Origin of the sequence: Tsuneonella aeria, from assembly GCF_009827495.1 — a bacterium.
GTDB classification, from domain to species: domain Bacteria; phylum Pseudomonadota; class Alphaproteobacteria; order Sphingomonadales; family Sphingomonadaceae; genus Tsuneonella; species Tsuneonella aeria.
Genome location: NZ_WTZA01000001.1, coordinates 1,864,932 through 1,891,178, shown reverse-complemented (window position 1 = coordinate 1,891,178; position 26,247 = coordinate 1,864,932). Strand labels below are relative to the sequence as shown.

Sequence of the window (26,247 nt, the reverse complement as noted above, 5' to 3'; positions counted from 1 at the left end):
ACCCCTGCGCCGCGCGGTGGGAAGAGGCTTAGCCGCGCTTGCCGGCGATGCGCGCGATCTCGTCCTTCACCATGCGTTCGACCATGCCCGGCAGGTTGGCATCGAGCCACTGACTGAGCATCGGGCGCAGCAGTTCGCGCGTGAGCCCTTCGAGCGAGGTTTCGCCCGAGCGGACGATCTGCGGCGGCGTGCCCGGTTCGGCCAGCATGGCGAGGGCGGCGAGGTTCTCGCGCATCGAATCGCGCGCCGATTCGGTCACCAGCGACCCGTCCGCAGCGCCGAATTCGGCGTCGCCCTCGTCCTCGGCATCCGCCTCGTCATCGAAGTCCGGTGCCTGCTGGACGAAGTCCGTCGCGGCGAGATCGAGCACCTCTTCCGCTTCTTCGGCATCGGCGGGTTCGGGGATCGCTTCGGGCGTGCGGTCCACCACGCCTTCCGTTTCGCGCCGGCGGCGCGTTTCCTGCGCCGTCGCGCGGTTATCGCGCGCGATCACCTTCTTGATCGATTCGAGGATTTCCTCGACCGACGCTTCGCCATCCTGGCGCATTGTAGTGGCCCCCGCCTAGTAAACGCCGGTGCCCGGCGCCGAATCATCGTTAACGGGAATTTTCGCATCCGGCGCGGGGATGTCAACGGTCCGTGTCGACTGGACGACCGGCGCGGGATCGCGCGACCAGTCGTTCCACTTGCCCTTCACGCGGTCGTAATTGATCTGCGGATCGTAGAGCGGGCCATCGTCGCCCAGCCCCAGGTCGCGCGCCTCGGCCTTGCCCATGGCAGCCAGGAGACTGAACCCGGCGACATAGGCGTTGCGCCGCGCGGTGATGAGCTGGGCCTGCGCGCCGACTAGTTCCTGTTCCGCATTGAGGATATCGAGAATCGTCCGGTTGCCGACCGTGTTGCCGGCCCGCACGCCTTCGAGGCTGAGCGCGGCGGCATCGACCGCGCTCTGGTTGCTGGCGATGATCGCGTTCGCGGCCTGCCAGCTCGCCCAGGCGGACCGCACTTGCGCGATCACGTCGCGTTCGGCCGCGATCACCGTTTCCAGCGCCGCGGCGGAACGCGCCTGCGCCTGCCGCTGTAGCGCGGCGGGGCGGCCGCCCTGGAAGATCGGCACGGAGACCTGCACCCCGGCCTGGACGCCCGTGCTGGATTGCGAGACCGAAACCGGCGAGCCCGGCATGTCGAGCGAGCCGAGGAAATTGCTGTAGTCGGCCCCGGTAAAGATCGACACCCGCGGCAGGCGCCCCGACCCGGCGACGTCGATGTCGTACCGCGATGCCTCCGCCCGCTCGCGCGCGGCGATGATGTCGGGATTGTCATCGAGCGCCACGGCGACCGCTTCGGCCACGTCGCCCGGCAGGCCGGGAAGCGGGGGCGGAGGCTGGAGATCGTCGGGGGCGAGCCCGGTCAGGCGGATATATTCTTCGCGCGCGGCGATGAGGTTCGATCGCGCGGTCTGCAGGTCGCCCTGCGCCAAGGCCAGCCGCGCTTCCGATTGCGCGACGTCCGTGCGCGTCAGGTCGCCGATCTCGAACCGGTCGCTGGTGGCCTGGGTGTTGACCGTCAGCACTTCGACCTGGTTGGCCGTCAGCCCGACGAGCGCCTCGCCTCGGATGACGTCCATGTAGGCGGCGACGGTCTGGGTGAATATCGCCGATTCGGTCCCGCGCAAGTCAGCCTGCCCCGCTTCCACCCGGTTCTCCGCGGCGCGCACGGCGTTCTTCACGGCCCCGCCCGAATAGATCGGCACGCCGAGATCGAGGTTCGCGCCGAGCTGCCTGTCGGGCGATGCCTGGCTGGTGGAGCTGGACTTCACGAACTCGATGTACTGTGCGGTCCCCGTGACGTTGGGGCGCCCGGCGGACTTCTCGATCGGCACGGTCTCGTCCGTCGCGCGCTGCTGCGCCCGGGCGGCCTGCAGGGTGGGGTTGGTGCGGTAGGCGCCGTTCAGCGCCTCGCGCAGTGTATCGGCCGCGGCAATGGAGGGCAGGGCGATTGCCGCCGCTGCGCACAGGAGCGCGGCGCGCTTCATCGATCGCGGCGTCATGTTCAGAAGCTCCACGCTTTCGGCTTGTCGAACGCGGAAAGACGCGGAATGCCCATTTCGGCGAGCGCGAGCAGGGCGATGCCATCGGCGGTCTTCTGTCCCAGGGCGAGCCGGGTGACCCCGCCCGTCACGGTCCCGGTGACGGCGCGGCCGTGTTCCGCCAGGCGCGCGGCAAGCGTTTCGGGCAGCGTCTCCGCCGCGCCATCGACCAGCAGCAGGGTGAAGCCGCCCGGCCCCTGCTCCAGCGCCTCTTGCGGCGTGATCGCCGTGACGGATGCGGCCAGGCCTTCCACCAGCGCGGGGAGGTAGCCGCTGCCGCCATCGACGATGAGCACCCGGTCCTCCGCAGTGGGCCGTGCTTCCGCCAGCATCTGGGCGTGGAACAGCGGCGCGGCGAGCGCGCGTCCATCGCCCAGCGGCACCGCGCGGTCGGTATAGGCGACGGCGCGCGCCGCCTCGGGCACGAAATCTTCGCGCGGGACCGCGGCCATGCGCGCCAGCACCCACGGCGCGTTCACGCCGCTAGTGCGAAGCTGGCTGTCGATCATCGCGCGCCGCGCGGCGGCGTGGTCGGCGGTGGTATTGGGGGCGGAAGCCATGAACCGTAAACCTGTATCAACTGTCTAACACAGCAGCGCCCGCTCTTAATAGCAAAGGCCCGGGCGCGCCAAGCGCTTTGACGCGCTGCGGCAACGAAGACTATCGGGCGCGTGCGAATCTACGGGCAAGGAACAGGTTTCGATGAGCGACGTGAAATTGGGCGAACCGGTGATCATCCGCGAGGCGGACCTGATCGACAGCGTGGCCGATGCGCTGCAGTTCATCAGCTACTACCACCCGATGGACTACATCCGCGCGCTGGGCGATGCATACCGGGCGGAGGCCGGGCCGGCCGCGAAGGATGCGATCGCCCAGATCCTGACCAACAGCCGCATGTGTGCCGAAGGGCACCGGCCGATCTGCCAGGACACCGGGATCGTCAACGTGTTCGTGAAGTGGGGCCAGGATTGCCGGCTGGAATCCGCCCGTTCGCTGCAGGACGTGGTCGATGAAGGCGTGCGCCGCGCCTACAACCATCCGGACAACAAGCTGCGCGCCTCGGTCCTGGCCGATCCCGCGTTCACCCGCCGGAACACGCGCGACAACACGCCGTGCGTGCTGTCGGTGGAGATGGTTCCCGGCCGAACCGTTTCGATCGACGTCGCGGCCAAGGGGGGCGGCAGCGAGAACAAGTCGAAGTTCAAGATGATGAACCCCAGCGATTCGATCGTCGACTGGGTGGTCGAGATGCTGCCGCAGATGGGCGCGGGATGGTGTCCGCCGGGGATGCTGGGCATCGGCATCGGCGGCACCGCGGAACACTGCGTCAAGCTAGCGAAGCAGAGCCTGATGGAACCGATCGACATGGCGCAACTGAAGGCGCGCGGGCCGCAGACCGATATCGAGGCGCTGCGGATCGAGATCTTCGACCGGGTCAACGCGCTCGGCATCGGCGCGCAGGGGCTGGGCGGCCTCGCCACCGTGCTCGACGTCAAGATCCTCGACTGGCCGTGCCACGCCGCGGGCAAGCCGGTGGCGATGATCCCCAACTGCGCGGCGACGCGGCACGCGCACTTCACGCTCGACGGATCGGGTCCCAGCTTCCTCGAGACACCGAAGCTCGATCAATGGCCCGACGTGCAGTGGACGCCCGACGCGGCGGCCCGGCGGGTGAACCTCGATACCCTGACGCCGGAAGAAGTGCAGGGCTGGAAGGCCGGCGACCGGCTGCTGCTCAACGGTGCGATGCTGACCGGCCGCGACGCGGCGCACAAGCGCATCCAGGACATGCTGGCGCGCGGCGAACCGCTGCCGGTCGAATTCCGGGGCCGCGCGATCTACTACGTCGGGCCGGTCGACCCGGTGATGGGCGAAGTCGTCGGACCCGCCGGCCCCACGACCGCCACGCGCATGGACGCGTTCACCGACATGATGCTCGACCTCGGCCTGCTGGCGATGATAGGCAAAGCCGAGCGCGGCCAGGGCGCGACCGAGGTGATCGCGCGGCACAAGGTCGCCTACCTGATGGCGGTCGGCGGCGCGGCATACCTCGTCGCGCGCGCGATTCGCGAGGCGAAGGTCGTCGGGTTCGAAGACCTCGGGATGGAGGCGATCTACGAATTCCGGGTGGAAGACATGCCGGTGACGGTCGCGGTCGATTCCACCGGGGCGAACGTCCACACGCTGGCGCCCGCCGAGTGGAAACGGCGGATCGCGGCCGCCGATACCGCCATGGCGGCGCCGTGACGCTCGATAAAGCGCCGAATCGGCTCGACACCGGTTCTGGCGATAGGCCGGCGAGCCGCTAAGACGGATGCGATGAATTCGTCCACTTCCGAGGCGCACGTGCGCGTGCCACTGCGCACCGTCCTGCTGACCATCGCCGGGCTCTGGCTGTGCTATTTCGCACTCAACACCCTGCGGGCATCCTTCGCGCTGGAGCTGCAAGGCGAACTGCTGTGGCGCCGCGGGCTGGTGTGCATCGTGGGCTTTTCGGTCACCCTGGCGCTGTGGGCCCTGCTGCGGTTGTTCGACCGGCAGAAACCCTGGCTGCAGATCGCCGCGGCGCTGGTGCTGGCCATGCCCGCGGCAGGCCTCGTCGCCTGGGCGAACGAGCGCATCTTCGCCGACGTGCAGGAACGGGTCGAGGCGAAGATCGCGGAACGGATGGGTTACACCCTGCGCCGCGACCAAGTCGGCAACGTCATCATCGAAGCGCCTGCCCCGCGCGCAACGGGCGTGGCGGAGGATCCGCTCGGCGCCGATGGCGGGCGCGCGCAGATCGTGCTGCCGGGCCGCGAAGGTGCCGGCGGGCGGCTCATCGGCCTGCTTGATCTGGCGCTCAGCCGGTATTTCCTGATCCTCGCCTGGGCGGCGCTGTATTTCACGCTGCTGGCGGGGGAGCGCGCCCGCGCGGCCGAACGGCGCGAGGAACGGTTCCGCAGCGCCGCCCGGTCGAGCGAGCTCAGATCGCTGCGTTATCAGGTGAACCCGCATTTCCTGTTCAACGCGCTCAATTCCCTCTCGTCGCTGGTCATGACAGGCAAGGCCGAGCGGGCGGAGGAGATGATCCAGGGCCTGTCCGCGTTCTACCGCCGCAGCCTGGCCGACGATCCCACCGGCGATGTCGAGCTTGCCGAGGAATTCGACCTGCAGCGCGATTACCTGGCGGTGGAAACGCTGCGCTTCCCCGATCGGCTGCGCACCGTCATCGCCCTGCCGGGCGACCTTGCCAACGTGCCCGTCCCGGGCATGATCCTTCAGCCGCTGGTGGAAAATTCGGTCCGTTACGCGGTTGCCCCGGTCAACCGTCCAGTTACGGTGTCCATCCTCGCGCGCGAGGAATACGGGCGCCTGGTCATCACCGTCAGCGATGACGGGCCCGGTGTGCCCCCGGGAACGCGGCACGGCTTCGGCATCGGCCTCGCCAACGTCCGCGACCGGTTGGCGGCGCGTTTCGGCGACGAGGCGGGCGTAGTTTCCGGACCGGTCGAAGGCGGCTATCGTACGGAGCTTCGCATGCCATTGGTGACCGAATGAGCGGACAGGATAACGAGACCGCGCTGCGCACGCTGATCGTCGATGACGAGCCGCTGGCGGTCGAACGGATGCAGGTCATCTGCGCCCGGATGCCTGAACTCCAGGTCGTCGGCACGGCCAGCGACGGTGCCGCGGCCCTGCGCCTGATCGACGCGCTGCATCCCGACCTGGTCCTGCTCGACCTGACGATGCCCGAAATCGACGGGATGGCGGTTGCGCGCAAGCTGGCCAAGCTGTCGCGGCGCCCGGCGGTGATCTTCGTCACGGCGCACGAACAGTTCGCGGTCGAGGCGTTCGATCTCGATGCGGTGGATTACGTGCTCAAGCCGGTCGCGCTCGACCGGTTGCGGCGCGCGATCGGCCGCGCGCTCGAACGGCGCGGGGCGGGCGATGGCGCGCCGGCGGGTGCTTGGGTCGAGGAATTGTGGGTGCCGCACCGGTCCGAGCTGCTTCGTATCGAGGTGCAGCAGGTCAACCGGATCGATGCCGAACGCGATTACGTGCGGTTGCACGTGGGGAATCGCAATTACCTGTTGCTGCAAACGATTGCCGGGCTGGAAGCACGGCTGAACCCGGCGGAATTCATCCGCATCCACCGCTCCACCATCCTGCGCCGGGATGCCATTCGCGGATTGCGCCACGATGGCCTGGGCGTGTGGTCCATCGAACTGGCCGATGGGGAGATGCTGCGCATCGGGCGGACTTATCTCGCCCGGGTAAAGGCCATGGCGGGCCGCTAGGCCATCGGCCGCGGATCCTTTCGAAGGACCCGCGGCTCAGGCGGGATCAACCACCCTTCTGGGCACCGTCCACGATGGCGGCCATCCGGGTGCGCGCGTTGCGCAGGGCCAGGTCATAGCATGCGGTTGCTTCGGCGCTGCGGATGCGGCTGCCGGTGTCGGCGACACGCAGTTCGCACACGTCGCGGGCCGCTTTCCGGATGCGGTTGTCGAACGTCTTCTGCCCCTGCGGGGTGGAGAGGTCGAGATCGCGGTAGACGACAGTCTGCTCGGCGGCCGCGGCGGGGGCACCGGCGACAACCGCCAGCGCGGAGAGAGTCAGGAGGAAAGTCTTCATGGCACGGTTCCTTGTACTGGTTGGCGGTTGCCGGGTTTGGGGACGGGGGCAACCGCCGGGTTCCTGGATAGGCGCCGCGCCCACGCCGTTCAGCAACGTGTCGACAGCCACCCCGGGCGCTTCGACCACGGGCGTAATCGCCAGACGACAGCCCCATGTCGCCGGACCAACCGCCATTGCGATCCGACGAGCGCATCCCACTTCCCCTGGATGGGCATCGTCGTCGTCTTTCTGCTGGGTGTCAGCAACTTCGCGCTGCATCGCGCCGCGCTGGAGAGCGGCCACCCGATGGCCGGGTCGAGCCCGTGGTACATCCACCTGCTCGGCGGACGGATCGCGCTCGCGACCGAATTCCTGCTGCTGCTCGCCGCCCTGCTGCTGGTCTCGCAAGGTGCGGCGTGGCCGGTGTGGGCCTATGTCGCCTACACCGCGCTCAATGCCGTGGGCGCCTGGCTGATCATCACGCGCAGGGTATAGCCCATGGGGTTTGCCGGGAACTTCGCGCGCCTCGGCTGCTTGAGGCGGCATGAACACTACGCGATCCGATCGCTCGACGACCTGGCTGATCTACAACGGGGCGAGCGGCAGTCATGACGATGCGGCGCTGAACGCGCTTGTGGAGGCGATGGGCCGGGCGGGGCACCCCCCGGCCAACGTGCTCGACTGCAAGGACGGAACCCCCGGCGCGGCGGACGCGGATGCGGCCGGCATCGGCCTCATCGCCGTGCACGGCGGCGACGGAACGCTCAGCCGCACGATTGGCGGTCTGGAAGGATTCTCGGGCGCCGTGCTGCCGCTGCCGGGCGGGACGTACAACCTGCTCGCGCGCGACATCTTCGGCGATCGTGATCCGCTGGCGATCGTCGGCATGCTGGGTGAAGGGCGGCTGCACCCGATGCGCCGCACCTGCATCCGCGGGCGCGATACCCTGGCCCTGGCCGAACTGCTGGCGGGCCCCGGAGCGAAGTGGGCCGACGTGCGCGAAGAGCTGCGCGATGCCAACATCGGCGAGGTGATCTCCAAGGGCTGGGACGCTGCCGCCAACAGCACCGTCGGACCGATGGTTGCGCTGACGGAACCCCCCGCCGGCCGCGAGGAGGGATATGCCGGCGTCCGGCTGGTCCCGCGTCCGCAGGGCATCTCGATCGACGGGTACGCCGCCGAAGGGCTGGGGGATTACGTGCAGCAGGGCATCGCCATCCTGCGGCGCGATTTCCGCGAAGGACCGCACGATGAACTCGGCGAGGCGCGCCGGGTGGCGCTGCGTTCTCTCGACGGGGATTCGATGGCGTTGATGATCGATGGAGAACGGAGCGAGGGCGCGGCCGAACAGGTCTTTTCGCTCGACACGCTGAAGGTGGACCTGCTTGGGATCGCCGATGGCCGATAGCTTGCTCCTGTTTCATCTGTCCGACATTCACTTCGGGCTCGAACACAACCGCGCACTGGACTGGGTCGCCCGCGAGGTGGCCGTGCGGCGCCCGGCGGCAGTGATCATAACCGGCGATGTCACGATGCGGGCACGCACGCGCGAATTCGCCGCCGCGCGGGACTGGATCATGGCGCTCGACGTGCCGGTGACGGTGGAAGTGGGCAACCATGACCTGCCGTACTTCAACCCGATCGAGCGGTTCTTCGACCCCTACAAGCGCTTCCGCGGCATGGAGTCGGTGGTGGAGCGCAAGATCGACCTGCCCGGGCTCGCCATCGTGCCTCTGAAGACGGCGGTGCGGATGCAGCCCCGGCTGGACTGGTCGAAAGGCTGGGTGAGCGACCGTGCGCTCGAAAAATGCCTGGTCGCGATCGATGCGCTGCCGCCGGGCAAGCAGGTGCTGGTCACCGTCCACCATCCGCTGGTCGAGGTGGGCACGAAGGGCACCGCGCTCACCCGGGGCGGCACGCGCGCGCTGGCGGAGCTCGCCCGGCGGAACGTGGCGGCGGTGCTTTCGGGCCATGTCCACGATCCGTTTGACCTTGTGCAGGAAACCGCGAACGGCCCCGTGCGCATGATCGGCGCGGGCACTTTGTCGCAACGTATCCGCTCCACCCCGCAGAGCTTCAACGAAATCCGCTTTGCCGATGGCAAGCTGACGGTCGAGGCGCGCAACCTGCAGGACGTGCCGAACGAGGCGATGAAGATCGAGGACGTGCCCGAAGACGCGCGCCCCCCACGCGAACCGGGCGAACCGGTCGCCCCCGTGGGCGCCGTGCCGCGGGTCGACCCGCCGGTGCATTAAGGGCTCCGGCATCGAGGGTTCCGGCATCGAGCGCCGGCATCCCCGATGCGAAAAGGGCGGCGCCTTGCGGCACCGCCCTCCCATTCCGCCGTCGCGGAAACTGGATGCGTATCAGCGCTTCGAGAACTGGAAGCTGCGGCGTGCCTTGGCGCGGCCGTACTTCTTGCGCTCGACGACGCGGCTGTCGCGGGTCAGGAAGCCCGCGGCCTTGACCGTGGCGCGCAGCACCGGTTCGTACTTCGACAGCGCCTGGGCGATGCCGTGCTTGACCGCGCCGGCCTGACCCGAAAGCCCGCCGCCCTTGACGGTGGCGACAACGTCGTACTGGCCGTCACGTTCGGTGATGCCGAACGGCTGGTTGATCACCAGGCGCAGCGTCGGACGCGCGAAGTAGACTTCCTGGTCGCGGCCGTTGACGATGATCTTGCCGGTGCCGGGCTTCACCCACACGCGGGCGACGGCATCCTTGCGGCGGCCCGTGGCGTAGGCGCGGCCCTGCTTGTCGAGCTCCTGCTCGCGCAGCGGGGCGTTGCTGACGACCGGGGTGAACCCGGCCGGCGCTTCGGCGCCATCGTCACCGGCGGGCGCATCGGCGGCCGGGCCGGCAGCGGCTTCGCCCGCACCCGACAGGTTCTTGAGGTCGGCGAGATCCGACACGGTGTTCTGTGAGCCAGATTCTTCGGGGGTCATTACACGGTGACCTTGTTCTTGCGGTTCATCGAAGCGACGTCGAGCGTCTCGGGCTGGTTGCCGGCATGCGGATGCTCGGCGCCGCTGTAGAGGTGCAGCGCCTTCATCTGCTGGCGGCCGAGAGGCCCGCGCGGAATCATGCGTTCCACGGCCTTTTCCAGAACGCGCTCGGGGAAGCGGCCTTCCAGCACCTTGGCGGCGGTCGTTTCCTTGATCCCGCCGGCATAGCCGGTGTGCTTGTAATACTTCTTGTCGGCGAGCTTGTTGCCCGTGAACCGCACCTTGTCGGCGTTGATCACGATCACGTGGTCGCCGCAGTCGACGTGCGGGGTGTAACTCGGCTTGGTCTTGCCGCGCAGGATGTTGGCGACGATCGAGGCGAGGCGGCCGACGACGAGCCCATCGGCGTCGATCAGGTGCCACTTCTTCTCGACCTCGGCCGGCTTGATCGACCGGGTGGTCTTGCTGAGCGCCTTCATGGCTGGTCTACCTTGGTTGATGCAGAACGTCCGCGGATGGCCGCGGGGAAGCGGGCCCTCTGGCGGCGAAGGGCGCAGGAGTCAAGCAAATCGGCGGGTTTGCGAGGCGGTAAAATAATACCGCCAGCATTTAGCGGGCCAGTTTTCCGAGCCATCCGGCGGTTGCCGGCGCTGCGGCATCGCACCGCCAGCCCATCACCGCGGGCGCATCGTAAGGGTGGAGTTCCGCAATGCGCGCGACCGCCCGGTCGAGCAGCGCGGCGTCGGTCTTGAACAGGACTGCCGTCTCGCGCGTGTCGCCGCGCTGGCCGTCCCATTCATAGAGGGAGCGGACCGTGCCCAGCAGGTTGGCGCACGCGATCAGCCTTTCATCGAGCAGCACGGTGGCGGCGGTCGCGGCCGCCCCTTCGTCAGGGAAGGGGCACCAGATGAGCGCGCTCATCGCCCGGCCTCCACCCGCTGCTGCGCGCGCCGGCCGTCCACGTGAACGCCCCACGCCGTCGCCATGACCAGCAGCGCGCCGACCGTCTGGTGCAGCACGGCGAGCCACACCTCCATGCCGCTCCACACCGTGGCGATGCCGAGCAGGATCTGGAGGCCGAACGCCGAATGGATCGCCACCGAAGCGCGCCGTTCCAGGCGGCGGATCCGGCGCGCGAGCACGATCAGCACCGCGACCAGTGCCCACGCCCACCACCGGTGGAGGAAATGGATCAGGAACGGATCGTGCCCCACGGTCCACAGGGCGCCGCCGGCCCAATCGACCCCTTCGGGATAGAACGTGCCCTGCATCAGCGGCCAGGCGTCCCAGTTGAACCAGCCGCCGCCGGCCACCACGCCGGCCCGCAATCCCGCGACCCAGGCACCGAGGAGCAGCTGGATCGTCAGCACCGCGAGCACCAGCCCGCCGAAACGGGTCACGCGTGCCGGGCGCGCGGCGGGATCGCGCGACAATGCCAGCAGGTCGAGCGCGGTCCACACCAGCCCGCCCAGGGTCAGCAGGGCGGTGAGCAGGTGCACGGCGAGGCGGAAATGGCTGACTTTCACATCGGTCGCGATGCCGGACGTCACCATCCACCAGCCGATCGCACCCTGCAGCCCGACGAGCCCGATCAGCGCCAGCAGCCGCGGCTTGTAGCCCGGCGGAATGCGCCCTTTCAGCCAGAATACCGCCGTAACGCCCACCAGCGCCAGCCCAATCACCCGGCCCAGCAGGCGGTGGACCCATTCCCAGAAATAGATGAACTTGTAGGTCTCCAGCGTCATCCCGGCGGGGCCGTTGACCTGTTGCCACTGCGGGGTCTGGCGATACTCGGCGAACTCGGCCTCCCACTGCGCGTCGTTGAGCGGGGGAATCGTGCCCGTCACCGGCTTCCATTCCGTGATCGAGACGCCGGATTCGGTCAGGCGCGTGATACCGCCCACCGCCACGATCGCCAGCACGAGCGCGGCCACCGCCAGCAGCCACAGGGCGAGCGAGCGGGCATTGGGGCGGATGCTTGCGGGCGCGGTCGAAGGGTTTTCCATCGGGCGCGGCCATGCCCCTGCCCGCCGCGAATCGCAAGTTGGGCGGACATGCGCACTTGCGTAACGATACAGCGTTACATAGATGCACCTGGCGCCATGGGCAAAGCATTCACCACCACCTCGATTCGCGGACGGCTCGACCGCGTGGGCATCACCCTGTCCGCGCTTTGCGCCGTGCATTGCCTGGCGACGATCGTGCTGGTCTCGGCCCTCGGTTTCGGGGGCGAACTGTTCGCCAATCCCATCATCCACGAAGCGGGCCTTGCGATCGCGATGATCGTGGCGGCGGTCGCGATCGGCTGGGGCGCCCTGCGGCACCGCCGCGCCGGGCCGTTCGTCACCGCGATGACCGGCCTTACCTTCATGGGCGGTGCCCTCGCCGTGCCGCACGGGGTGGAGGAAGCGGTGCTGACGATCATCGGCGTCGCGCTGGTCTCGCTCGGCCACATCCTCAACTTGCGCGCCTGCCGCTGTGCACTATCTGGCGTGGATGCCTGCACATCTGACTCTGACCGTTAACGGCGACAACCGCCGCACCGCCGCCAGCACCATCGCGGAACTGGTGCGCGAACTTGGCCTGGTGCCGGAGAAAGTGGCGGTCGAGCGGAACGGCGTGATCGCGCCGCGTTCGACCCTTGGGCATGCCGCGCTGGCCGATGGCGACGTGCTGGAGATCGTCCATTTCGTAGGCGGCGGCGATCATGGTGCGCCGGACGGTAGGGCGGACGGTTCGGCGGGCGATACGCCGGACGATTCATGGGAAGTCGCCGGGCGCCGCTTCACCTCGCGCCTGATCGTCGGCACCGGCAAATACGGGGATTTCGCGCAGAACGCCGCCGCGCTGGAGGCATCGGGAGCGGAGATCGTCACCGTCGCGGTGCGGCGCGTGAACGTCAGCGACCCGAATGCGCCGATGCTGACCGATTTCATCGATCCGAAGCGAACCACTTACCTCCCCAACACCGCCGGCTGCTTCACCGCGGAAGACGCCATCCGCACCCTGCGCCTGGCGCGCGAGGCGGGCGGCTGGGACCTGGTGAAGCTGGAAGTGCTGGGCGAGGCGCGCACCCTCTATCCCGACATGCGCGAAACGCTGAAGGCGACCGAGGTGCTGGCGGGCGAGGGCTTCCTGCCGATGGTTTACTGCGTGGACGATCCGATCGCGGCGAAGCAGCTGGAAGATGCCGGCGCCGTCGCGGTAATGCCGCTGGGCGCGCCCATCGGTTCGGGCCTCGGCATCCAGAACCGCGTGACCATCCGCCTCATCGTCGAAGGCGCCCGTGTGCCGGTGCTGGTCGACGCCGGGGTCGGCACCGCGAGCGACGCGGCCGTCGCCATGGAACTCGGCTGTACAGGCGTGCTGATGAACACCGCCATCGCCGAGGCCAGGGACCCCATACGCATGGCCCGCGCGATGAAACTGGCGGTGCAGGCCGGCCGCGACGCCTACCTCGCCGGACGCATGGCGACCCGCAAATACGCCGACCCCAGCAGCCCGCTGGCCGGCCTGATCTGACCCTTTGCGGACTTGTGCGCTTCCACTAGGCTGACGGGCCGCGGGGAGGGGTATCATGATGACACGGCGCATGGGATCGAGCGACCTTCCCTGGGCGACCGAACTGCTCACCGCCGCCTTCGACGGTCTTCCACCGGCAACCCACCTCTTCCACGGACCCGGGGCCGGGGCCAAGCTGGCCTATTTCATGCGGTGCGGATGCAGATATGCGCTGCTCTACGGGGAGTGCCATACAACTGAGGAACGGGACGCTGCCGCTCTATGGCTTGTCCCGGGCGCTACGCAGATGACCCCGGTCAGAATGCTTCACGCCGGGATGTTCGCGGCGCCGATGCGCTTCGGACTGCGTGATTTTCGGGCCTTTGCGGCCTTTGCCGGGCACACGGACAAAGTTCACCGCCAAGCGGTGCCCGGGCCGCATTACTACCTGCTGACGTTGGGCGTCGCGCCGGAATCACGGGGGAAAGGGGCTGGTGGCCGCTTGCTGCGCCAGATGCTCCGCCGCGCCGACGACGATCGGATGCCTGTCTATCTCGAGACTCAGCGTTCGGAGAACGTCCCGATTTATGAACGGTTCGGTTTCCAGGTGACAAGCATCGAGCCTGTAGCCCACCTCGGATTACGGAACTGGGGCATGCTGAGGCATGCAGGCAGCTGACGCCGCAACTGCTTTTCCGCCCGTTTTCAGCTGGTCGCAAACCGTCGCCCGGCCGAGGGCTAACGCGAAATTAACCATCCTGCGCGATTATCGGATCGAACAGGGGGATGACGTCATGGCTGTCACCAACGCCGCGTCGATGACGATTTGCGAGATGCGTGAATTCGCCGGCTTCACGGGCGCCGAGCAGCGCTACATCCGGCGCAGCCTCGATATCGGGCTCGGCCGGCAGGATGCGTTCAAGCTGTGGGCGCGCACCGCGGACGAGAACGCGGCGATCCGCAGCCAGTACGTCGCCTACCAGGACCTCAAGGTCCTGCGGGGCGCCGTCCCGTGCGAGACCGGGTTCGAACATATCGAACGCTTCATCGGCAAGCTGACGCGGGTCGCGGCGTTCGATCTGGCGCAGGAACGGATCGAGAGCTTTTCCGCCTTCCGCTTCCTCTACGAACGGTTGCTGGGCTCCGACGCGCGCCCCTGGCTGCCGAGCGCATTCTGCGCCGCGGCCGCCTTGCCGCAAATCCGCCCGGGCAGGCGCAAGATGCTGTTGCAGTCATTGAGCGAGGCCGCCGCCACCGCGCCCGGCTGGAGCGACCGCGCGCCGAGCTTCTATCCCGAATACATCGCGCGCGAGGCGGCGTGATAAGCGCGCCTTAACCTCGCACGCCTAATCCGGGCCAATGTCCGCCCCGATCGACCAATCGACCTTTTCGCTGGATACGGACGAACCGCTCGTGATCACCGCGACCCTGTGGCGCGGGGCCATGATCGAACGGTTCGCGCGGATCGAATTCTTCGTCGCCCGGTCGCTCGAAATCTGTGCCAGGGCCAAGCTCGTTTCTCCATCCGAAGCGAACGCGGTTTTGCCCCGCGATCGGTTCGATGCGCTGCTTGCGGCCCTCCGGCACGAGGCGTTGGCGGCGATTTCCGGCCCGGCACGCCGATCACTGGCTTTTGCGCGCGATATCTCGGCCGATAAGAATTCTCTTTGCAACGGCCGCGTCACCGCCAGGCAGGGGACGATCCGCATCGAATGGACCGCGTTTGACACCGGCGTCGCCCGCGCGGAAATAGTCCGACTGACCCCGATCGAAATACTGGAACGGCTCGCCGAACTCGACCGCCTGACGAAAGTTCTCGAAAAAGAACTGGCCAGCGTCGACAAAGTCAGCCGGGCGCTCGGCATTCAGCCCTTGTAGAGCGCGTCCAGCCGCGCGCCGTAACGTTCGCGGATCTTGTGGCGGCGAATCTTGATGCTGGGCGTCAGTTCTTCGTTGTCGGTGCTGAACGGTTCGTCGGCGATTGCGAACTGGCGCACCCTTTCGACGACCGAGAGGTCCTTGTTCGTCCGATCTACTGCGGCACGCAGGGCCATGCGGAACTCGGGCAGATCCTGCAACTCCTTGCAGTCGAACTTCTTGCCCTGGTTGTTGCACCATTCGACCATCCATTCGGCGTCGGGCACGATAAGCCCCACGAGGTAGGGGCGCTTGTCGCCGCTGACCATCGCCTGCGCGATCTCCGGCTGGAGGGTCAGCATGCCTTCCACCTTCTGGGGCGCGACATTGTCGCCCTTGTCGTTGACGATCATGTCCTTCTTGCGGTCGGTGATGACGATCCGTCCACGGTCGTCGATGTGCCCGATGTCGCCAGTATGGAGCCAGCCGTCCTGCAGCGCCTTGTCGGTTTCCGCCGGGTTCTGCCAATACCCGTGCATCACCAGTTCGCCCCGCACCAGGATTTCGCCGTCATCCGCGATGCGGACCTCAACGCCCTTCAGCGGCGGGCCCACGGTGTCCATCTTGATGCCGGCGCGCGGGCGGTTGCAGCTGATCACGGGGCCGGCTTCGGTCTGGCCGTATCCCTGCAGCACCACGAGGCCCATCGCCTCGAAGAAATTCCCGACTTCGGGGTTGAGCGGTGCACCGCCCGAAACCATCGCCTTGATCCGCCCGCCGAAACGCGCGCGGATCTTGGGCCGCAACAGCCGCTCGATTACGAAATCGGCCGGCCGGTCGCGCAGCCGGCGGCGCGGCTGGCCGGCAATCTCCAGCGCGCGCGCCATCAGGTAGCGGGGCACCTTGCCCTGCTTTTCCACCTGTTTCATGATCCGCGTCCGCAGCACTTCGAACAGGCGGGGCACCACGACCATAATGGTGGGGCGCGCTTCCTCGATATTGCTGGCGAGCTTTTCAAGGCCTTCGGAATAGTAGATTTCCGCGCCGCAGCCGATCGGCAGGTATTGCCCGCCGGTGTGTTCGTAAGCGTGGCTCAGCGGCAGGAACGAGAGGAAACGCTCATCATCGTCGAGGCCAAAGTCCTGCTCCAGCACTTCGGCCGCGCCGACGACGTTGCACAGGATCGCGCCGTGATGCTGCAATACCCCGCGCGGCGCCCCGCCGGTGCCGCTGGTGTAGATGATGCACGCCGTGTCGCCCCGCCCGATACCGGCTATCCGCGCATCGACAGCGGCGCGTGCCGCCGCGGCATCGCCCGAAACCATGTCGTCCCACTTGTGGCAGGCGATATGGCCGCCCTGGAACTGGCGTATGCCGTCGATCGCGATGACATCGGTCGCGATCCCGGACCGCATCATCGCGGTGAGCAGGGGAGCGGACAGCTTTTCTGTCGAAACGATCACCGCCCGTGCGCCCGAATTGTCGAGGATGTGCAGATGATCGCGTTCGGTGTTGGTGGTGTAGGCGGGCACGGTCACGCACCCGGCAGCCATGATCGCAAGGTCCGCGATGCACCATTCCGGGCGGTTTTCCGATACCAGCATGACCCGGTCGCCGGGCTTGAGGTCCAGGCCGCGCAGGTTTTCGGCCAGCACGCAGACTTGCGTCGCCACTTCGGCCCACGACTGGGTGTTCCATTGCCCGCCGCGCTTGGCGCCAAGGAAAGGGCGCGCGCCGCGGGCGTCGGCGCGTTTCAGGAACAGTTCGACCAGATTGTTCGCGGAATCGATATCGCTCAACTGCAACGCGGCGCTCCTCACCCTCTAGTCCGGCGGCCAGCCTCTTTCGCAGGCGGATTAGGCCCCCGCAGCCGTAGCGGCAAGCGTGCTCACTCCGCCTTCCACGTTCCTTCGCTGCGCGGATCGGCGGCGCCGACCCAGCGCCCGCCAACCCGTTTCGCGGCGTTTGCCTTGAAGCCGGGCGCGCGCACGACCACGCGGTGTCCCAGCGCGGTCAGCGGGCCGACCATGCTTTCGTGGAACGTCCCTTTTTCCAGGAACACGGTATCGCCCGGGCTGAACAGCACGGGCAGCGCCAGTGCCTCGCCGGGCAGCATATCGAAATCGAGCATGGCGATGAGGTTCTTGGCCGTCTGAACGGGGATCGTCGCGCCCCCGGCTGCGCCCACGGCGACCAGCAGGTTGCCATCCGCGTCGAACACCAGGGTCGGCGCCATAGAGCTGCGCGGCCGCTTGCCACCTTCCACCCGGTTCGCCACCGGCACGCCGCCTATCGCCGGCACTGCGCTGAAATCGGTCAGTTCGTTGTTGAGATAGAATCCGCCGAAGACGATGCCAGACCCGAAGCCGCTCTCGATCGTGGAGGTATAACTCACCGCCTCGCCCCACTTGTCGAGCGTCACGAAGTGCGATGTGCCGCGCTCTTCCGCCTCCACGCCGTCGGCCAGCGCCAGGGCGCCCGGCACCGGGCCTGCGGTGACGGCCGGCATCGTGCGGTCCTGCGCGATCAGCGCACCGCGCGCCGCCAGGTAATCGGGATCGGTCATCCCCGCCACCGGTACCTTGATGAAGTCGGCGTCGGCGGAGAACAGTTCGCGATCGGCGTAGGCGAGCCGCTGGGACTCGGCGAACACGTGCCAGAACACCGGATTGTTCGGCCCCAGCGCCTTGAGGTCGAACCGTTCGAGCTGCTTGAGGATGGCATAGACGGTCGTCGCGCCGGAGGAGGGCGGCCCCATGCCGCAGATCTTCCACGTCCGGTAAGCGCCGCAGACCGGCGGGCGGTGCTTGGCTTCGTAGGCGGCGACATCACCCGCAGTCATCGGGCGGGGGCGCGGTGTGTCCGCGGCGATCTCGGCCGCCATGGCCGCGGCGGCGGGGCCGCTATAGAATGTTTCGGCCCCGTCGTTCGCCAGGCGGCGATAGGTGGCGGCGAGTTGCGGGTTGCGGGCGATCGCACCCACGGCCAGCGGCTCGCCATCGGCGCCGTAGAACAATGCACGCCCGTCCGGATCGCGCGCCGCGGTCGATTTCTCGTTGACGAGTGCCTGACGCAGGCGCGGGGTCATCGCAAAGCCATCCGCGGCGAGCGATATCGCGGGTTCGAACAGCGCGGCCCAGGGGAGCTTGCCGTGCTCTGCATGGGCCTTGGCGGCGAGACGCAGGTTGCCCGGCACGCCCACGCTGAGGCCGCTTTCCTGCATCTGCTGGAACGGCAGGGGCTTGCCGTCGGGGCCCAGGAACCAGTCGCCGGTGGCGCCGGCAGGCGCTTTCTCGCGCCCGTCCAGCGTCTCGACCCGGCCGGCCGCATCGCTGCGAACGTAGAACCCGCCGCCGCCGATGCCGGAGCTTTGCGGTTCGACCACGGTCAGTGCAAGCATCGTGGCAATCGCCGCGTCGGTCGCGCTGCCGCCCTTGCGCAGGATCGACATACCCGCCTCCACCGCGCGCGGATCGGCGGCGGACACCAGTCCTGTGTCGGGCGCATGGCGCGCGCGCTCGGGCGAGGCGGGGACGGTGGCGCATGCCGCGACGAGCGGCAGCAGGGCGAGCGGGGTGATGATCCGGCGCAGCATCACCGGTTGCTACTCGCTACCGACAGCCTCTGCAATCGAGCTAAATCCATCGCGCCGCATCAGGTTTTCGAGGCCGCGGACGATACGGCGGGGGAGGCCCGGCCCTTCGAAAACCAGGGCGCTGTAAAGCTGGATCAGGCTCGCCCCCGCGCGGATGCGCGCCCAGGCGTCTGCCGCGCTTGCGATGCCGCCGACGCCCACGAGGGGCAGGGTCGGCCCGGCGACGGCGCGGAATCGCCGCAACTGGTCAAGGGCGAGGTCGCGCAGCGGCGCGCCCGATAGCCCGCCCGATTCGTGGGCGAGGGGCGACCGCAGCGCGGGGCGCGAGATCGTGGTGTTGGACACGATCAGCGCCGCCACGCCGTGGTCGATTGCGGCGCGCACGATCCGCTCGTGATCTCCGGGCGCGAGGTCCGGCGCCACCTTCAGGAACACCGGGGGATCGCCCGCGCGCCGCTCTGCCGCCAGCGCGGCGAGCAGGGCGGCGAGCTCCCCTTCTGCCTGGAGGTCGCGCAGGCCGGGCGTGTTCGGGGAGCTGATATTGACCGTGATATAATCAGCATGGGGCGCGAGCATGCGTACGCCGGCGCAATAGTCGTCGATCCGGTCAGCCGAATCCTTGTTCGCACCCACGTTGACGCCCAGCACACCGCGCCGCGGCCGATCGCGGAGGCGCGCCAGTGCAGCCGCCGCACCGGCGTTGTTGAAGCCCATACGATTTATCACCGCGCGGTCCTGCGCCAGCCGGAACAGGCGCGGGCGCGGGTTGCCGGCCTGCGGACGCGGGGTGATCGATCCGCATTCGACGAAGCCGAACCCGAGGCCGAGAAGCGCATTCGCCGCCTCCGCGTTCTTGTCGAACCCGGCGGCAAGGCCCAGCGGATTGGCGAAGCGAATGCCCGCAACTTCGGTCGCCAGGGGGCCCTCCCGGGCGAGCGGCAGACTCGGCGCCACCTTCAGTGCGCGAATCGCCAGGCGGTGCGCGTTTTCCGTTCCCAGCGCGAACAGCGCCGGCGATGCGAGGCGATAGAGCATGGGCCAGTTATCGCCGGCGGTGTTAAGTGTCGAGGCGCGGGATGTCCTGCACCGGTGCGCCGCACGGAATGTCGCTTTCATACAATCCGACTCGCGCCGGTTTCGCTAGTGGCATCGCTGCGACCCGAAGGGCTCGAAGCCTTCCAGCGACGAGTTCTCTACTTTCAGGGCGGTCCTTGTTCGCGCAAGGGCCGCCTTTTTTTTGCGCCGCACAAGAACCCGGCGTCCGTAGCGACGCTCGCTTGAAAAGGGCGGGGCGCAGGCCTAGTTGCAATTCGGAACGAATCATTCCGAATTACGCCATGCGATTGTCCAACCTCACCGATTACGCCGTCGTCACGATGAGCGCCGCGGCCCGCCATTGCGGCAAGGGCGCGCTTGCCGATCCCGGCGACAAACGGCGCGGGCGGACGAGTGCTGGCGAGCTGGCGGCTGAAACCGGCCTGCCCGCGCCCACCGTGTCGAAGGTCGTCAGCCGGCTGACGGCGGCGGGGCTGCTGCGCTCGGTGCGCGGCGCGCGGGGCGGCTTGCAGCTTGCCCGCCCCGCGGCGGCGATCACCCTGGCCGATATCGTCGAGGCGATGGAAGGTCCGATCGCGATGGCGGCGTGCACCCACGGGGAATGCGCGATCGAGTGTTCCTGCACCGTCAGGCCGCATTGGCCCATGGTCAATGAGACGCTTCATCGCGCGCTTTCAAGCGTCTCTTTGACACGTCTTGCGCAGGTTTCAGCATGATCGAGGACGTCACCCTGCAGGACCAGGCTGCCCGCGAGGCGGCCGAGCGCGCTGCCGACTACGAGCACGGCTGGTCGGCCGAGATCGATACGGAGTTCGCGCCCAAGGGTTTGAACGAAGACACCGTCCGCTTCATCTCGGCCAAGAAGGACGAGCCGGAATGGATGCTCGACTGGCGGCTCAAGGCCTTCCGCCTGTGGCAGACCATGGAGGAACCGGATTGGGCCAGGCTCGGCTATCCGCCGATCGACTACCAGGACGCATACTATTACGCCGCGCCCAGGGCGAAGCCCAAGCTGGGCTCGCTCGACGAACTCGACCCCGAGATCAAGGCGGTCTATGACAAGCTGGGCATCCCGGTGGCTGAGCAGGAAGTGCTCGCCGGGGTGGAAGGCGCGCGCAAGGTCGCGGTCGACGCGGTATTCGACAGCGTCAGCGTGGCGACCACCTTCCGCGCGGAGCTGGAGCGGGCGGGCGTCATCTTCCGGTCCATCAGCGAAGCGATCCGCGAATACCCGGAGCTGGTGAAGCGCTGGCTCGGCAAGGTCGTGCCGCAGCGCGACAACTACTTCGCGTGCCTGAACAGCGCGGTCTTTTCCGACGGGACGTTCGTCTACATCCCCGAAGGTGTGCGCTGTCCGATGGAGCTCAGCACCTATTTCCGCATCAATGCGGAGAACACGGGCCAGTTCGAACGCACGCTGATCGTCGCCGAGAAGGGCAGCTACGTCAGCTACCTCGAAGGCTGCACCGCGCCGATGCGGGATGAGAACCAGCTTCACGCCGCGGTGGTGGAACTCGTCGCGATGGACGACGCCGAGATCAAGTACTCCACGGTGCAGAACTGGTACCCGGGCAATGCCGAAGGCGTGGGCGGAATCTACAACTTCGTCACCAAGCGCGGCCTGTGTCAGGGCGCGCGGAGCAAGATCAGCTGGACTCAGGTCGAGACCGGCAGCGCGGTGACGTGGAAGTATCCGAGCTGCGTGCTGAACGGCGAAAGCAGCGTAGGCGAATTCTATTCCGTCGCGGTGACCAACAATTTCCAGCAGGCCGATACCGGGACCAAGATGATCCACAACGGGTCGAACACCCGCTCGACGATCATCTCCAAGGGCATCAGCGCGGGGAAGAGCAACAACACTTACCGCGGCCTCGTCCGCGTCGGGCCCAATGCCGAGAACGCGCGCAACTTCACCCAGTGCGATTCGCTGCTGCTGGGCGACCGCTGCGGCGCGCACACCGTGCCCTATATCGAGGTCAAGAACCCCACCGCGCAGATCGAGCACGAGGCGACCACCAGCAAGATCAGCGACGACCAGCTGTTCTACGCCATGCAGCGCGGCCTCGGGCAGGAGGAAGCCGTAGCGCTGATCGTCAACGGTTTTGCGAAAGACGTGCTGAAAGAGCTGCCGATGGAGTTCGCGGTCGAAGCGCAGAAGCTGCTGGCGATTAGCCTTGAGGGGAGCGTGGGGTGATGGAGCCGGAAATTGCTTTCCTTCCCAGTCGAACCCTGTCGGGTATCTTCGTTGGCGTGCTTATTCGATCTTTTGTGAAAGGACCGCGATGGTGGTTGGCGGGCTACGTGCTCCTTCTGCTCAGCCCCTTCGTCTATACCGATATTGAGCGTGATCCAGTGGCGTTTCTCGGAGTCGCGAGCGTGCCCGGTGTGTTGCTGGGATATCTGTTGACGAAGCTGCCGTTCGCGCGGCGTTTTATACGGTCAATTGCGAGAGGTGCGGTGGCCAATGACTGACCGCAAAACCCTCCAACTCCGCGATCTCTCCGAGATTGCCGACACCGCGCCCGCGATCAAGAAGAAGGGGCGGGGCTGGGAAATCTCGGAGAAGCGGCTCGATGCGCTGCACGACCGGGCGCGCGAGATGCGGAGGCATTCGAGCCCGGCGCACAAGGCGCTGGCGGAGAAGTTCGCCAAGGCCGACCTCGGCCGTTACAAGTTCACGCGCTACGCGGTGATCGGTTCGGCGATCGTCGATTTCGGCTGCGCCAATCTCGGCATGGCGATCATGCTGGATGAGGAAGGCGCCGATCCGGTGCTCGCCAAACGGCGTGACAAGAGCCTGGAGGAAGTCGGCATCCGCGTCATGCGGATCGCCGCGCCGGATGTCCTCGCCGACATGGACGCCGTGCTCGCCCGCATCACCGCGGGGATGCGGCTGCGCATCGCCGACAAGAAAGCCAGAGCCCGCGAACATGCCGCTGCCAATCCGCGGCAGGATTACTCGCGGCCGAATAGAGGAGACCGGCGATGAGCCTGCAAGCAATCGGTCTTTCACTGCTCGCGCTGGGCGCGGTGGCCGCCGCGCCCCCACTCGAGGCAGTGTCCGGCGAAAGCCTGACGCAGGCCGAGCGCCGGCTACGCGCCTGCCTGTCGGCCAATGCCAGCGGCGGTCATGCCACGCTGGAAGCCGCGGTCCTCTCCACCCGCGTCGCCTGCAAGCCGCAGATCGATGGTGCGCGCGACGCCCGCATCGTTGCCGCGACCGCGGGGCTCGGCCCGGACGAGGCGCAAGCCATCGCCCGCCGCGTGACGCGCGAACTCAACAACGAGATCGCCCATGCGATCGCCAACTTCTCCGGATTGTCCGCCCATCATGCTCACCATTGACGACCTGCATGCCACCGTAGGGGGCACCGCGATCCTGCGCGGCCTCAGCCTGGAGGTCGGCGCGGGCGAGGTGCACGCGATCATGGGGCCGAACGGGGCGGGCAAGTCGACCCTGGCCTACACGCTGGGCGGAAGGCCGGGGTACGAGGTGACCGGGGGCAGCGTCACCTTCACCCCACCTCGTCAGCCCGTGCTTGACACGGGCCTTGGCTCGTCTTCGAGCGGTCGCGCGGAAGATAACCTGGCCCCCGATCAAGTCGGGGGCGGCGATACCGCGGAGATCGACCTGCTCTCCCTTGAACCCCACGAACGCGCGGCGGCAGGGCTGTTCCTCGGTTTCCAGTACCCGGTCGAGATCCCCGGCGTGTCCAACGTCCAGTTCCTGCGCGAGGCGCTCAATGCGCAGCGCAAGGCGCGGGGGCAGGAACCGCTCAGCGGCGGAGAGTTCCTCAAGCTGGCCAAGGAAAAGGCCACGCTGCTGCGCATGGACATGGACATGCTCAAGCGCCCGGTGAACGTCGGTTTCTCCGGCGGCGAGAAGAAACGGGCGGAAATGGTCCAGATGGGCATTCTGGACCCCGCGTTCGCCGTGCTCGACGAAACCGACAGCGGGCTCGACATCGATGCGCTGAAGGTAGTGGGCGAAGGCATCAACGCGATCATGCGCGCCCCGCACAAGGGCGTGCTGCTGATCACGCACTACCAGCGCCTGCTCGACTACGTGAAGCCTGATCGCGTTCACATCCTGGCCAAGGGGCGGATCGTAAAATCCGGCGGACCGGAACTGGCGCTCGACCTCGAGCGCGAAGGATACGAGGCCGTGACTGTATGAGCTGGATCGCCCCCCTTCTCCTGATCGCCGCCCAAGCTGCCGCGCCCGCTGCCGCCGCTGCGGCAGAGGGCGCAAAGCCCGTCGATCCCGAAGTCGCCGCGCAGGTTCCGCTGATCGCGGGCAAGCTGCAGGGCTGGCAGGGCGCGTGGGGCGCGGTCGACGGCAAGCTCGCCTGCCGCACCATGAAGAGCACTGGCGACAGCGAGATCGACATGATCGGCTGCGGCGCGATGATGGCGTGCGTGAAGCCTGTCTTCCCCAAACTGAAGGCGCTGGCCGACGGACCGGGCAGCGAGGCGGACAAGAAGGCGAAGATGGGCACGATCCTCGCCGGGCAGAGCACCTGTCTCAAGGAGCGTCGCGGTCAGGGCATCGCGGCCCTGGCGCTCAAGCGGGGGGCATCGTGACGCTGGACGCGCTGCCGACGAACCGTGACGAGGAGTGGCGCTATGCCGACCCCGCGGCGATCGCGGGGCTGGATGCCGATGCGCTTGCCCTGTGGCGCGACGTGACGCTGGCGCCGGGCGAAACCCGCACGAAGGACCTGGTCCTCGGCGAAGGCGAGGCCGGCCTCCACCGCGTGCGGCTGACGGTGGGTGCGGGCGCACGGGCGGCGCTCTTTGCCATCCTCTCGGCCAGCGAATACACGCGGCTGGAGGTAGAGGTCACGCTGGGCGAAGGCGCGCATTTCGAACTTGGCGGCGTGACGATCGGCGGCGGCGATGCCGTGCGCGAAATCGTCACGCGGGTCCATCATGCGCAACCTCACGCCACCAGCAACCAGGTGGTGCGCAGCGTCCACTGGGGCACGGCGACGGGCAACTTCCTCGGCCGGCTGGCGGTGGCGCGCGATGCGCAGAAAACCGACGCTGCGCAAAGCTTCAAGGGCCTGCTGCTCGAAAGAGGAGCCAGCACCAACGCACGGCCCGAACTGGAGATTTTCGCCGACGATGTGAAGTGTGCGCACGGCGCCGCGATCGGCCGGCTGGACGAGACGGCGGCATTCTACATGGCCGCGCGGGGCCTGCCACCGGAGGCGGCAAAGGCGCTGCTGGTGCGCGCCTTCGTCGCCGATGCCTTTGCCGCGCATGGTGAGCCGGAAGCCTTGCTCGACGCGGCGCTGGGCGCGCTGGAGGGGGCGGCGTGAACACCCCGCTATCCGTTCGCACCGAGCTGGCTGATGAGCTGGCCCTTGCACCCGAACGCGCGCTCGCAGAAAGACAGGGCGTTCCGATGCCGTCGGAGATCGGCAAGGACTTCCCCGGTCTCGCCAATGCGGACGGCAGCCGCTGGCATTATCTTGACACCGCCGCCACCGCGCAGAAGCCGCAGAGCGTGATCGACGCGGTCACCCGCGCGCTGGGGGCGGACTACGCCACGGTGCACCGGGGGGTCTATTCCCGTTCGGCCAGCATGACGCTCGGCTACGAAGCGGCGCGGCGGCGGGTTGCGGCCTTTATCGGGGGGCGGGAGGACGAAATCGTCTTCACCCGCGGCGCGACGGAGGCGATCAACATTGTCGCCCAATGCTATCCCCGTGCCGCAGGTTCGGGGGGCCGCGTGCTGCTCAGCCTGCTGGAGCACCATTCCAACATCGTGCCATGGCAGCTTGCCGGGTGGCAGGTGGATGTCTGCCCGCTCACCGCCGATGGCCGGATCGACCTCGACGCAGCGGAAGCCATGCTGACGCCGGACCACGCGATGGTGGCGTTCGCGCATGTCTCCAACGTGCTCGGCTCCGTGCTGGATGTCGAACGCGCCGCGGCGCTGGCCCACGGCGTCGGTGCCAAGCTGCTGCTCGACGGGTGCCAGGCGGTTCCGCGCGTGCCTGTCGACGTCGCGGCGCTGGATTGCGACTTCTACGCATTTTCGGGCCACAAGCTGTACGGTCCCACCGGCATCGGTGCCCTGTGGGGCCGGGCCGAACTGCTCGACGCCATGCCGCCCTGGCAGGGCGGGGGCGCGATGATCGATCGGGTCTCGTTCGAAGGCACGACGTTTGCCGCCGCGCCGCAACGGTTCGAAGCCGGCACCCCCGCGATCGTGGAAGCGATCGGTCTGGCCGCGGCGTGCGATTACGTGGCCGCGCACGATCTGGCATCCGTCGCCCGGCACGAAGGGGCGCTGGTGAACATGCTTCGCGACGCGTTGCGGCCGATGAATGATGTCACTCTGTTCGGCCCCGAAGAAAGCGCCGGTATCGTCAGTTTCGCGATGCAGGGGGTGCATCCGCACGACCTCGGCACCATATTGGACGAAGAAAACGTCGCCATTCGCGCCGGCCATCATTGCGCGCAGCCCTTGATGGAGCACCTCGGCGTCCCCGCGACCGCGCGGGCGAGCTTCGGGCTCTATAGCGACGAAAGCGACGTGGCGGCCCTGGTACGCGGCATCGAGCGCGCGCGCAGGATCTTTTCATGATGCGGAA

31 protein-coding genes are annotated in these 26,247 nt (G+C 67.7%); 20 read left to right on the top strand and 11 right to left on the bottom strand.

Going from position 1 to position 26,247, the window contains the following annotated elements; translation table 11 throughout:
* Nucleotides 1-28: 28 nt before the first annotated feature.
* From GRI40_RS09290 to GRI40_RS09280, 3 genes are read right to left on the bottom strand one after another with little or no spacing between them, the layout of a single operon-like run.
* Nucleotides 29-547, bottom strand: coding sequence for a DUF2497 domain-containing protein (locus tag GRI40_RS09290; RefSeq protein ID WP_160611053.1), 519 nt, complete (start codon nucleotides 545-547; stop codon nucleotides 29-31).
* A gap of 15 nt (nucleotides 548-562) precedes the next feature.
* Nucleotides 563-2,035, bottom strand: a complete 1,473-nt coding sequence (locus tag GRI40_RS09285; RefSeq protein ID WP_160611527.1) for a TolC family outer membrane protein — start codon at nucleotides 2,033-2,035, stop codon at nucleotides 563-565.
* A gap of 17 nt (nucleotides 2,036-2,052) precedes the next feature.
* Nucleotides 2,053-2,649 (bottom strand): protein-L-isoaspartate O-methyltransferase family protein, encoded by a 597-nt coding sequence (locus tag GRI40_RS09280; RefSeq protein ID WP_237489032.1) that lies wholly within the window; start codon nucleotides 2,647-2,649, stop codon nucleotides 2,053-2,055.
* Between the two features lie 142 nt (nucleotides 2,650-2,791).
* Here GRI40_RS09280 and GRI40_RS09275 point away from each other — a divergent pair, with 142 nt between their 5' ends.
* From GRI40_RS09275 to GRI40_RS09265, 3 genes are all read left to right on the top strand, one after another.
* Nucleotides 2,792-4,336, top strand: coding sequence for a fumarate hydratase (locus GRI40_RS09275; protein ID WP_160611052.1), 1,545 nt, complete (start codon nucleotides 2,792-2,794; stop codon nucleotides 4,334-4,336).
* Between the two features lie 72 nt (nucleotides 4,337-4,408).
* Nucleotides 4,409-5,629 carry a sensor histidine kinase gene (locus tag GRI40_RS09270; protein ID WP_160611051.1) on the top strand — a complete coding sequence of 407 codons (1,221 nt, stop codon included), beginning with the start codon at nucleotides 4,409-4,411 and terminating at the stop codon, nucleotides 5,627-5,629.
* A complete protein-coding gene (locus GRI40_RS09265; RefSeq protein WP_160611050.1) occupies nucleotides 5,626-6,369 on the top strand; it encodes a LytR/AlgR family response regulator transcription factor in 744 nt (247 codons plus the stop codon). Before GRI40_RS09270 ends, GRI40_RS09265 begins: the two co-directional genes overlap by 4 nt.
* A gap of 46 nt (nucleotides 6,370-6,415) precedes the next feature.
* Here GRI40_RS09265 and GRI40_RS09260 read toward each other — a convergent pair whose 3' ends face one another.
* Nucleotides 6,416-6,706 (bottom strand): UrcA family protein, encoded by a 291-nt coding sequence (locus GRI40_RS09260; RefSeq protein WP_160611049.1) that lies wholly within the window; start codon nucleotides 6,704-6,706, stop codon nucleotides 6,416-6,418.
* A 210-nt stretch (nucleotides 6,707-6,916) separates the two neighbouring features.
* On the opposite strand from GRI40_RS09260, the gene GRI40_RS09255 reads away from it, so the two are divergent.
* The 3 genes from GRI40_RS09255 to GRI40_RS09245 are packed head-to-tail and all read left to right on the top strand — an operon-like array spanning nucleotide 6,917 to nucleotide 8,943.
* Nucleotides 6,917-7,183 carry a hypothetical protein gene (locus GRI40_RS09255; RefSeq protein ID WP_160611048.1) on the top strand — a complete coding sequence of 89 codons (267 nt, stop codon included), beginning with the start codon at nucleotides 6,917-6,919 and terminating at the stop codon, nucleotides 7,181-7,183.
* A 49-nt stretch (nucleotides 7,184-7,232) separates the two neighbouring features.
* A complete protein-coding gene (locus tag GRI40_RS09250) occupies nucleotides 7,233-8,096 on the top strand; it encodes a diacylglycerol kinase family protein (RefSeq protein WP_160611047.1) in 864 nt (287 codons plus the stop codon).
* Nucleotides 8,086-8,943, top strand: coding sequence for a metallophosphoesterase family protein (locus GRI40_RS09245; protein WP_160611046.1), 858 nt, complete (start codon nucleotides 8,086-8,088; stop codon nucleotides 8,941-8,943). Before GRI40_RS09250 ends, GRI40_RS09245 begins: the two co-directional genes overlap by 11 nt.
* 111 nt (nucleotides 8,944-9,054) lie before the next feature.
* On the opposite strand, the gene rpsI is transcribed toward GRI40_RS09245, so the two are convergent.
* The 4 genes from rpsI to GRI40_RS09225 form a co-directional block, all read right to left on the bottom strand.
* On the bottom strand, nucleotides 9,055-9,633 hold the full coding sequence (gene rpsI / locus GRI40_RS09240; RefSeq protein ID WP_160611045.1) for a 30S ribosomal protein S9: 579 nt from the start codon (nucleotides 9,631-9,633) through the stop codon (nucleotides 9,055-9,057).
* Nucleotides 9,633-10,112, bottom strand: coding sequence for a 50S ribosomal protein L13 (gene rplM / locus GRI40_RS09235; protein WP_160611044.1), 480 nt, complete (start codon nucleotides 10,110-10,112; stop codon nucleotides 9,633-9,635). Before rplM ends, rpsI begins: the two co-directional genes overlap by 1 nt.
* A gap of 130 nt (nucleotides 10,113-10,242) precedes the next feature.
* Nucleotides 10,243-10,554: a divalent-cation tolerance protein CutA gene (cutA, locus tag GRI40_RS09230; protein ID WP_160611043.1), complete on the bottom strand. Its 312-nt coding sequence runs from the start codon at nucleotides 10,552-10,554 to the stop codon at nucleotides 10,243-10,245.
* Nucleotides 10,551-11,639 carry a COX15/CtaA family protein gene (locus GRI40_RS09225; protein WP_160611042.1) on the bottom strand — a complete coding sequence of 363 codons (1,089 nt, stop codon included), beginning with the start codon at nucleotides 11,637-11,639 and terminating at the stop codon, nucleotides 10,551-10,553. Before GRI40_RS09225 ends, cutA begins: the two co-directional genes overlap by 4 nt.
* 96 nt (nucleotides 11,640-11,735) lie before the next feature.
* Between GRI40_RS09225 and GRI40_RS09220 the strand changes: the two genes are divergently transcribed.
* From GRI40_RS09220 to GRI40_RS09200, 5 genes are all read left to right on the top strand, one after another.
* Nucleotides 11,736-12,158 carry a MerC domain-containing protein gene (locus GRI40_RS09220; RefSeq protein WP_160611041.1) on the top strand — a complete coding sequence of 141 codons (423 nt, stop codon included), beginning with the start codon at nucleotides 11,736-11,738 and terminating at the stop codon, nucleotides 12,156-12,158.
* A complete protein-coding gene (thiS, locus tag GRI40_RS09215; protein ID WP_160611040.1) occupies nucleotides 12,130-13,155 on the top strand; it encodes a sulfur carrier protein ThiS in 1,026 nt (341 codons plus the stop codon). The genes GRI40_RS09220 and thiS overlap by 29 nt, the downstream gene beginning before the upstream one ends.
* A 55-nt stretch (nucleotides 13,156-13,210) precedes the next feature.
* Nucleotides 13,211-13,813, top strand: coding sequence for a GNAT family N-acetyltransferase (locus GRI40_RS09210; RefSeq protein ID WP_160611039.1), 603 nt, complete (start codon nucleotides 13,211-13,213; stop codon nucleotides 13,811-13,813).
* A gap of 115 nt (nucleotides 13,814-13,928) precedes the next feature.
* Nucleotides 13,929-14,456 carry a hypothetical protein gene (locus tag GRI40_RS09205; RefSeq protein ID WP_160611038.1) on the top strand — a complete coding sequence of 176 codons (528 nt, stop codon included), beginning with the start codon at nucleotides 13,929-13,931 and terminating at the stop codon, nucleotides 14,454-14,456.
* 37 nt (nucleotides 14,457-14,493) lie between these two features.
* Entirely contained in the window at nucleotides 14,494-15,012 is a 519-nt protein-coding gene (locus GRI40_RS09200) for a hypothetical protein (RefSeq protein ID WP_160611037.1), read from the top strand.
* Here the strand turns inward: GRI40_RS09200 and GRI40_RS09195 are convergent.
* From GRI40_RS09195 to GRI40_RS09185, 3 genes are all read right to left on the bottom strand, one after another.
* Nucleotides 15,000-16,796 (bottom strand): AMP-dependent synthetase/ligase, encoded by a 1,797-nt coding sequence (locus GRI40_RS09195; protein WP_160611036.1) that lies wholly within the window; start codon nucleotides 16,794-16,796, stop codon nucleotides 15,000-15,002. The two genes, GRI40_RS09200 and GRI40_RS09195, sit on opposite strands and share 13 nt — an antisense overlap.
* Nucleotides 16,797-16,879: 83 nt before the next feature.
* Nucleotides 16,880-18,586 (bottom strand): gamma-glutamyltransferase family protein, encoded by a 1,707-nt coding sequence (locus tag GRI40_RS09190; RefSeq protein WP_160611035.1) that lies wholly within the window; start codon nucleotides 18,584-18,586, stop codon nucleotides 16,880-16,882.
* 9 nt (nucleotides 18,587-18,595) lie between these two features.
* Nucleotides 18,596-19,621: a quinone-dependent dihydroorotate dehydrogenase gene (locus GRI40_RS09185; protein WP_160611034.1), complete on the bottom strand. Its 1,026-nt coding sequence runs from the start codon at nucleotides 19,619-19,621 to the stop codon at nucleotides 18,596-18,598.
* A 302-nt stretch (nucleotides 19,622-19,923) separates the two neighbouring features.
* Here GRI40_RS09185 and GRI40_RS09180 point away from each other — a divergent pair, with 302 nt between their 5' ends.
* From GRI40_RS09180 to GRI40_RS09140, 9 genes are all read left to right on the top strand, one after another.
* Complete coding sequence (locus GRI40_RS09180) at nucleotides 19,924-20,358, top strand: RrF2 family transcriptional regulator (protein WP_160611033.1); 435 nt, start codon at nucleotides 19,924-19,926, stop codon at nucleotides 20,356-20,358.
* A complete protein-coding gene (gene sufB, locus GRI40_RS09175) occupies nucleotides 20,355-21,836 on the top strand; it encodes a Fe-S cluster assembly protein SufB (protein WP_160611032.1) in 1,482 nt (493 codons plus the stop codon). Before GRI40_RS09180 ends, sufB begins: the two co-directional genes overlap by 4 nt.
* The gene (locus GRI40_RS09170; protein ID WP_160611031.1) at nucleotides 21,833-22,114 is read left to right on the top strand and encodes a hypothetical protein; all 282 of its coding nucleotides are present in this window, start codon (nucleotides 21,833-21,835) and stop codon (nucleotides 22,112-22,114) included. The genes sufB and GRI40_RS09170 overlap by 4 nt, the downstream gene beginning before the upstream one ends.
* The gene (locus GRI40_RS09165; RefSeq protein WP_160611030.1) at nucleotides 22,107-22,631 is read left to right on the top strand and encodes an endonuclease domain-containing protein; all 525 of its coding nucleotides are present in this window, start codon (nucleotides 22,107-22,109) and stop codon (nucleotides 22,629-22,631) included. Before GRI40_RS09170 ends, GRI40_RS09165 begins: the two co-directional genes overlap by 8 nt.
* Nucleotides 22,628-22,987, top strand: a complete 360-nt coding sequence (locus GRI40_RS09160) for a hypothetical protein (protein ID WP_237489031.1) — start codon at nucleotides 22,628-22,630, stop codon at nucleotides 22,985-22,987. Before GRI40_RS09165 ends, GRI40_RS09160 begins: the two co-directional genes overlap by 4 nt.
* Entirely contained in the window at nucleotides 22,974-23,819 is an 846-nt protein-coding gene (sufC, locus tag GRI40_RS09155; protein WP_160611029.1) for a Fe-S cluster assembly ATPase SufC, read from the top strand. The genes GRI40_RS09160 and sufC overlap by 14 nt, the downstream gene beginning before the upstream one ends.
* Nucleotides 23,816-24,226, top strand: a complete 411-nt coding sequence (locus tag GRI40_RS09150) for a hypothetical protein (protein ID WP_160611028.1) — start codon at nucleotides 23,816-23,818, stop codon at nucleotides 24,224-24,226. Before sufC ends, GRI40_RS09150 begins: the two co-directional genes overlap by 4 nt.
* The gene (locus GRI40_RS09145) at nucleotides 24,223-24,966 is read left to right on the top strand and encodes a SufD family Fe-S cluster assembly protein (RefSeq protein ID WP_337190533.1); all 744 of its coding nucleotides are present in this window, start codon (nucleotides 24,223-24,225) and stop codon (nucleotides 24,964-24,966) included. Before GRI40_RS09150 ends, GRI40_RS09145 begins: the two co-directional genes overlap by 4 nt.
* An 86-nt stretch (nucleotides 24,967-25,052) precedes the next feature.
* On the top strand, nucleotides 25,053-26,240 hold the full coding sequence (locus GRI40_RS09140; protein WP_160611523.1) for an aminotransferase class V-fold PLP-dependent enzyme: 1,188 nt from the start codon (nucleotides 25,053-25,055) through the stop codon (nucleotides 26,238-26,240).
* Nucleotides 26,241-26,247 lie beyond the last annotated feature (7 nt).

Excerpts from the sequence above, each read along its gene's own strand:
- GRI40_RS09290 (WP_160611053.1), bottom strand. The coding sequence starts at position 547 with ATGCGCCAGGATGGCGAAGCGTCGGTCGAGGAAATCCTCGAATCGATC.
- GRI40_RS09285 (WP_160611527.1), bottom strand. The coding sequence starts at position 2,035 with ATGAAGCGCGCCGCGCTCCTGTGCGCAGCGGCGGCAATCGCCCTGCCC.
- GRI40_RS09280 (WP_237489032.1), bottom strand. The coding sequence starts at position 2,649 with ATGGCTTCCGCCCCCAATACCACCGCCGACCACGCCGCCGCGCGGCGC.
- GRI40_RS09275 (WP_160611052.1), top strand. The coding sequence starts at position 2,792 with ATGAGCGACGTGAAATTGGGCGAACCGGTGATCATCCGCGAGGCGGAC.
- GRI40_RS09270 (WP_160611051.1), top strand. The coding sequence starts at position 4,409 with ATGAATTCGTCCACTTCCGAGGCGCACGTGCGCGTGCCACTGCGCACC.
- GRI40_RS09265 (WP_160611050.1), top strand. The coding sequence starts at position 5,626 with ATGAGCGGACAGGATAACGAGACCGCGCTGCGCACGCTGATCGTCGAT.
- GRI40_RS09260 (WP_160611049.1), bottom strand. The coding sequence starts at position 6,706 with ATGAAGACTTTCCTCCTGACTCTCTCCGCGCTGGCGGTTGTCGCCGGT.
- GRI40_RS09255 (WP_160611048.1), top strand. The coding sequence starts at position 6,917 with ATGGGCATCGTCGTCGTCTTTCTGCTGGGTGTCAGCAACTTCGCGCTG.
- GRI40_RS09250 (WP_160611047.1), top strand. The coding sequence starts at position 7,233 with ATGAACACTACGCGATCCGATCGCTCGACGACCTGGCTGATCTACAAC.
- GRI40_RS09245 (WP_160611046.1), top strand. The coding sequence starts at position 8,086 with ATGGCCGATAGCTTGCTCCTGTTTCATCTGTCCGACATTCACTTCGGG.
- rpsI (WP_160611045.1), bottom strand. The coding sequence starts at position 9,633 with ATGACCCCCGAAGAATCTGGCTCACAGAACACCGTGTCGGATCTCGCC.
- rplM (WP_160611044.1), bottom strand. The coding sequence starts at position 10,112 with ATGAAGGCGCTCAGCAAGACCACCCGGTCGATCAAGCCGGCCGAGGTC.
- cutA (WP_160611043.1), bottom strand. The coding sequence starts at position 10,554 with ATGAGCGCGCTCATCTGGTGCCCCTTCCCTGACGAAGGGGCGGCCGCG.
- GRI40_RS09225 (WP_160611042.1), bottom strand. The coding sequence starts at position 11,639 with ATGGAAAACCCTTCGACCGCGCCCGCAAGCATCCGCCCCAATGCCCGC.
- GRI40_RS09220 (WP_160611041.1), top strand. The coding sequence starts at position 11,736 with ATGGGCAAAGCATTCACCACCACCTCGATTCGCGGACGGCTCGACCGC.
- thiS (WP_160611040.1), top strand. The coding sequence starts at position 12,130 with ATGCCTGCACATCTGACTCTGACCGTTAACGGCGACAACCGCCGCACC.
- GRI40_RS09210 (WP_160611039.1), top strand. The coding sequence starts at position 13,211 with ATGATGACACGGCGCATGGGATCGAGCGACCTTCCCTGGGCGACCGAA.
- GRI40_RS09205 (WP_160611038.1), top strand. The coding sequence starts at position 13,929 with ATGGCTGTCACCAACGCCGCGTCGATGACGATTTGCGAGATGCGTGAA.
- GRI40_RS09200 (WP_160611037.1), top strand. The coding sequence starts at position 14,494 with ATGTCCGCCCCGATCGACCAATCGACCTTTTCGCTGGATACGGACGAA.
- GRI40_RS09190 (WP_160611035.1), bottom strand. The coding sequence starts at position 18,586 with ATGCTGCGCCGGATCATCACCCCGCTCGCCCTGCTGCCGCTCGTCGCG.
- GRI40_RS09185 (WP_160611034.1), bottom strand. The coding sequence starts at position 19,621 with ATGCTCTATCGCCTCGCATCGCCGGCGCTGTTCGCGCTGGGAACGGAA.
- GRI40_RS09180 (WP_160611033.1), top strand. The coding sequence starts at position 19,924 with ATGCGATTGTCCAACCTCACCGATTACGCCGTCGTCACGATGAGCGCC.
- sufB (WP_160611032.1), top strand. The coding sequence starts at position 20,355 with ATGATCGAGGACGTCACCCTGCAGGACCAGGCTGCCCGCGAGGCGGCC.
- GRI40_RS09165 (WP_160611030.1), top strand. The coding sequence starts at position 22,107 with ATGACTGACCGCAAAACCCTCCAACTCCGCGATCTCTCCGAGATTGCC.
- GRI40_RS09160 (WP_237489031.1), top strand. The coding sequence starts at position 22,628 with ATGAGCCTGCAAGCAATCGGTCTTTCACTGCTCGCGCTGGGCGCGGTG.
- sufC (WP_160611029.1), top strand. The coding sequence starts at position 22,974 with ATGCTCACCATTGACGACCTGCATGCCACCGTAGGGGGCACCGCGATC.
- GRI40_RS09150 (WP_160611028.1), top strand. The coding sequence starts at position 23,816 with ATGAGCTGGATCGCCCCCCTTCTCCTGATCGCCGCCCAAGCTGCCGCG.
- GRI40_RS09140 (WP_160611523.1), top strand. The coding sequence starts at position 25,053 with ATGCCGTCGGAGATCGGCAAGGACTTCCCCGGTCTCGCCAATGCGGAC.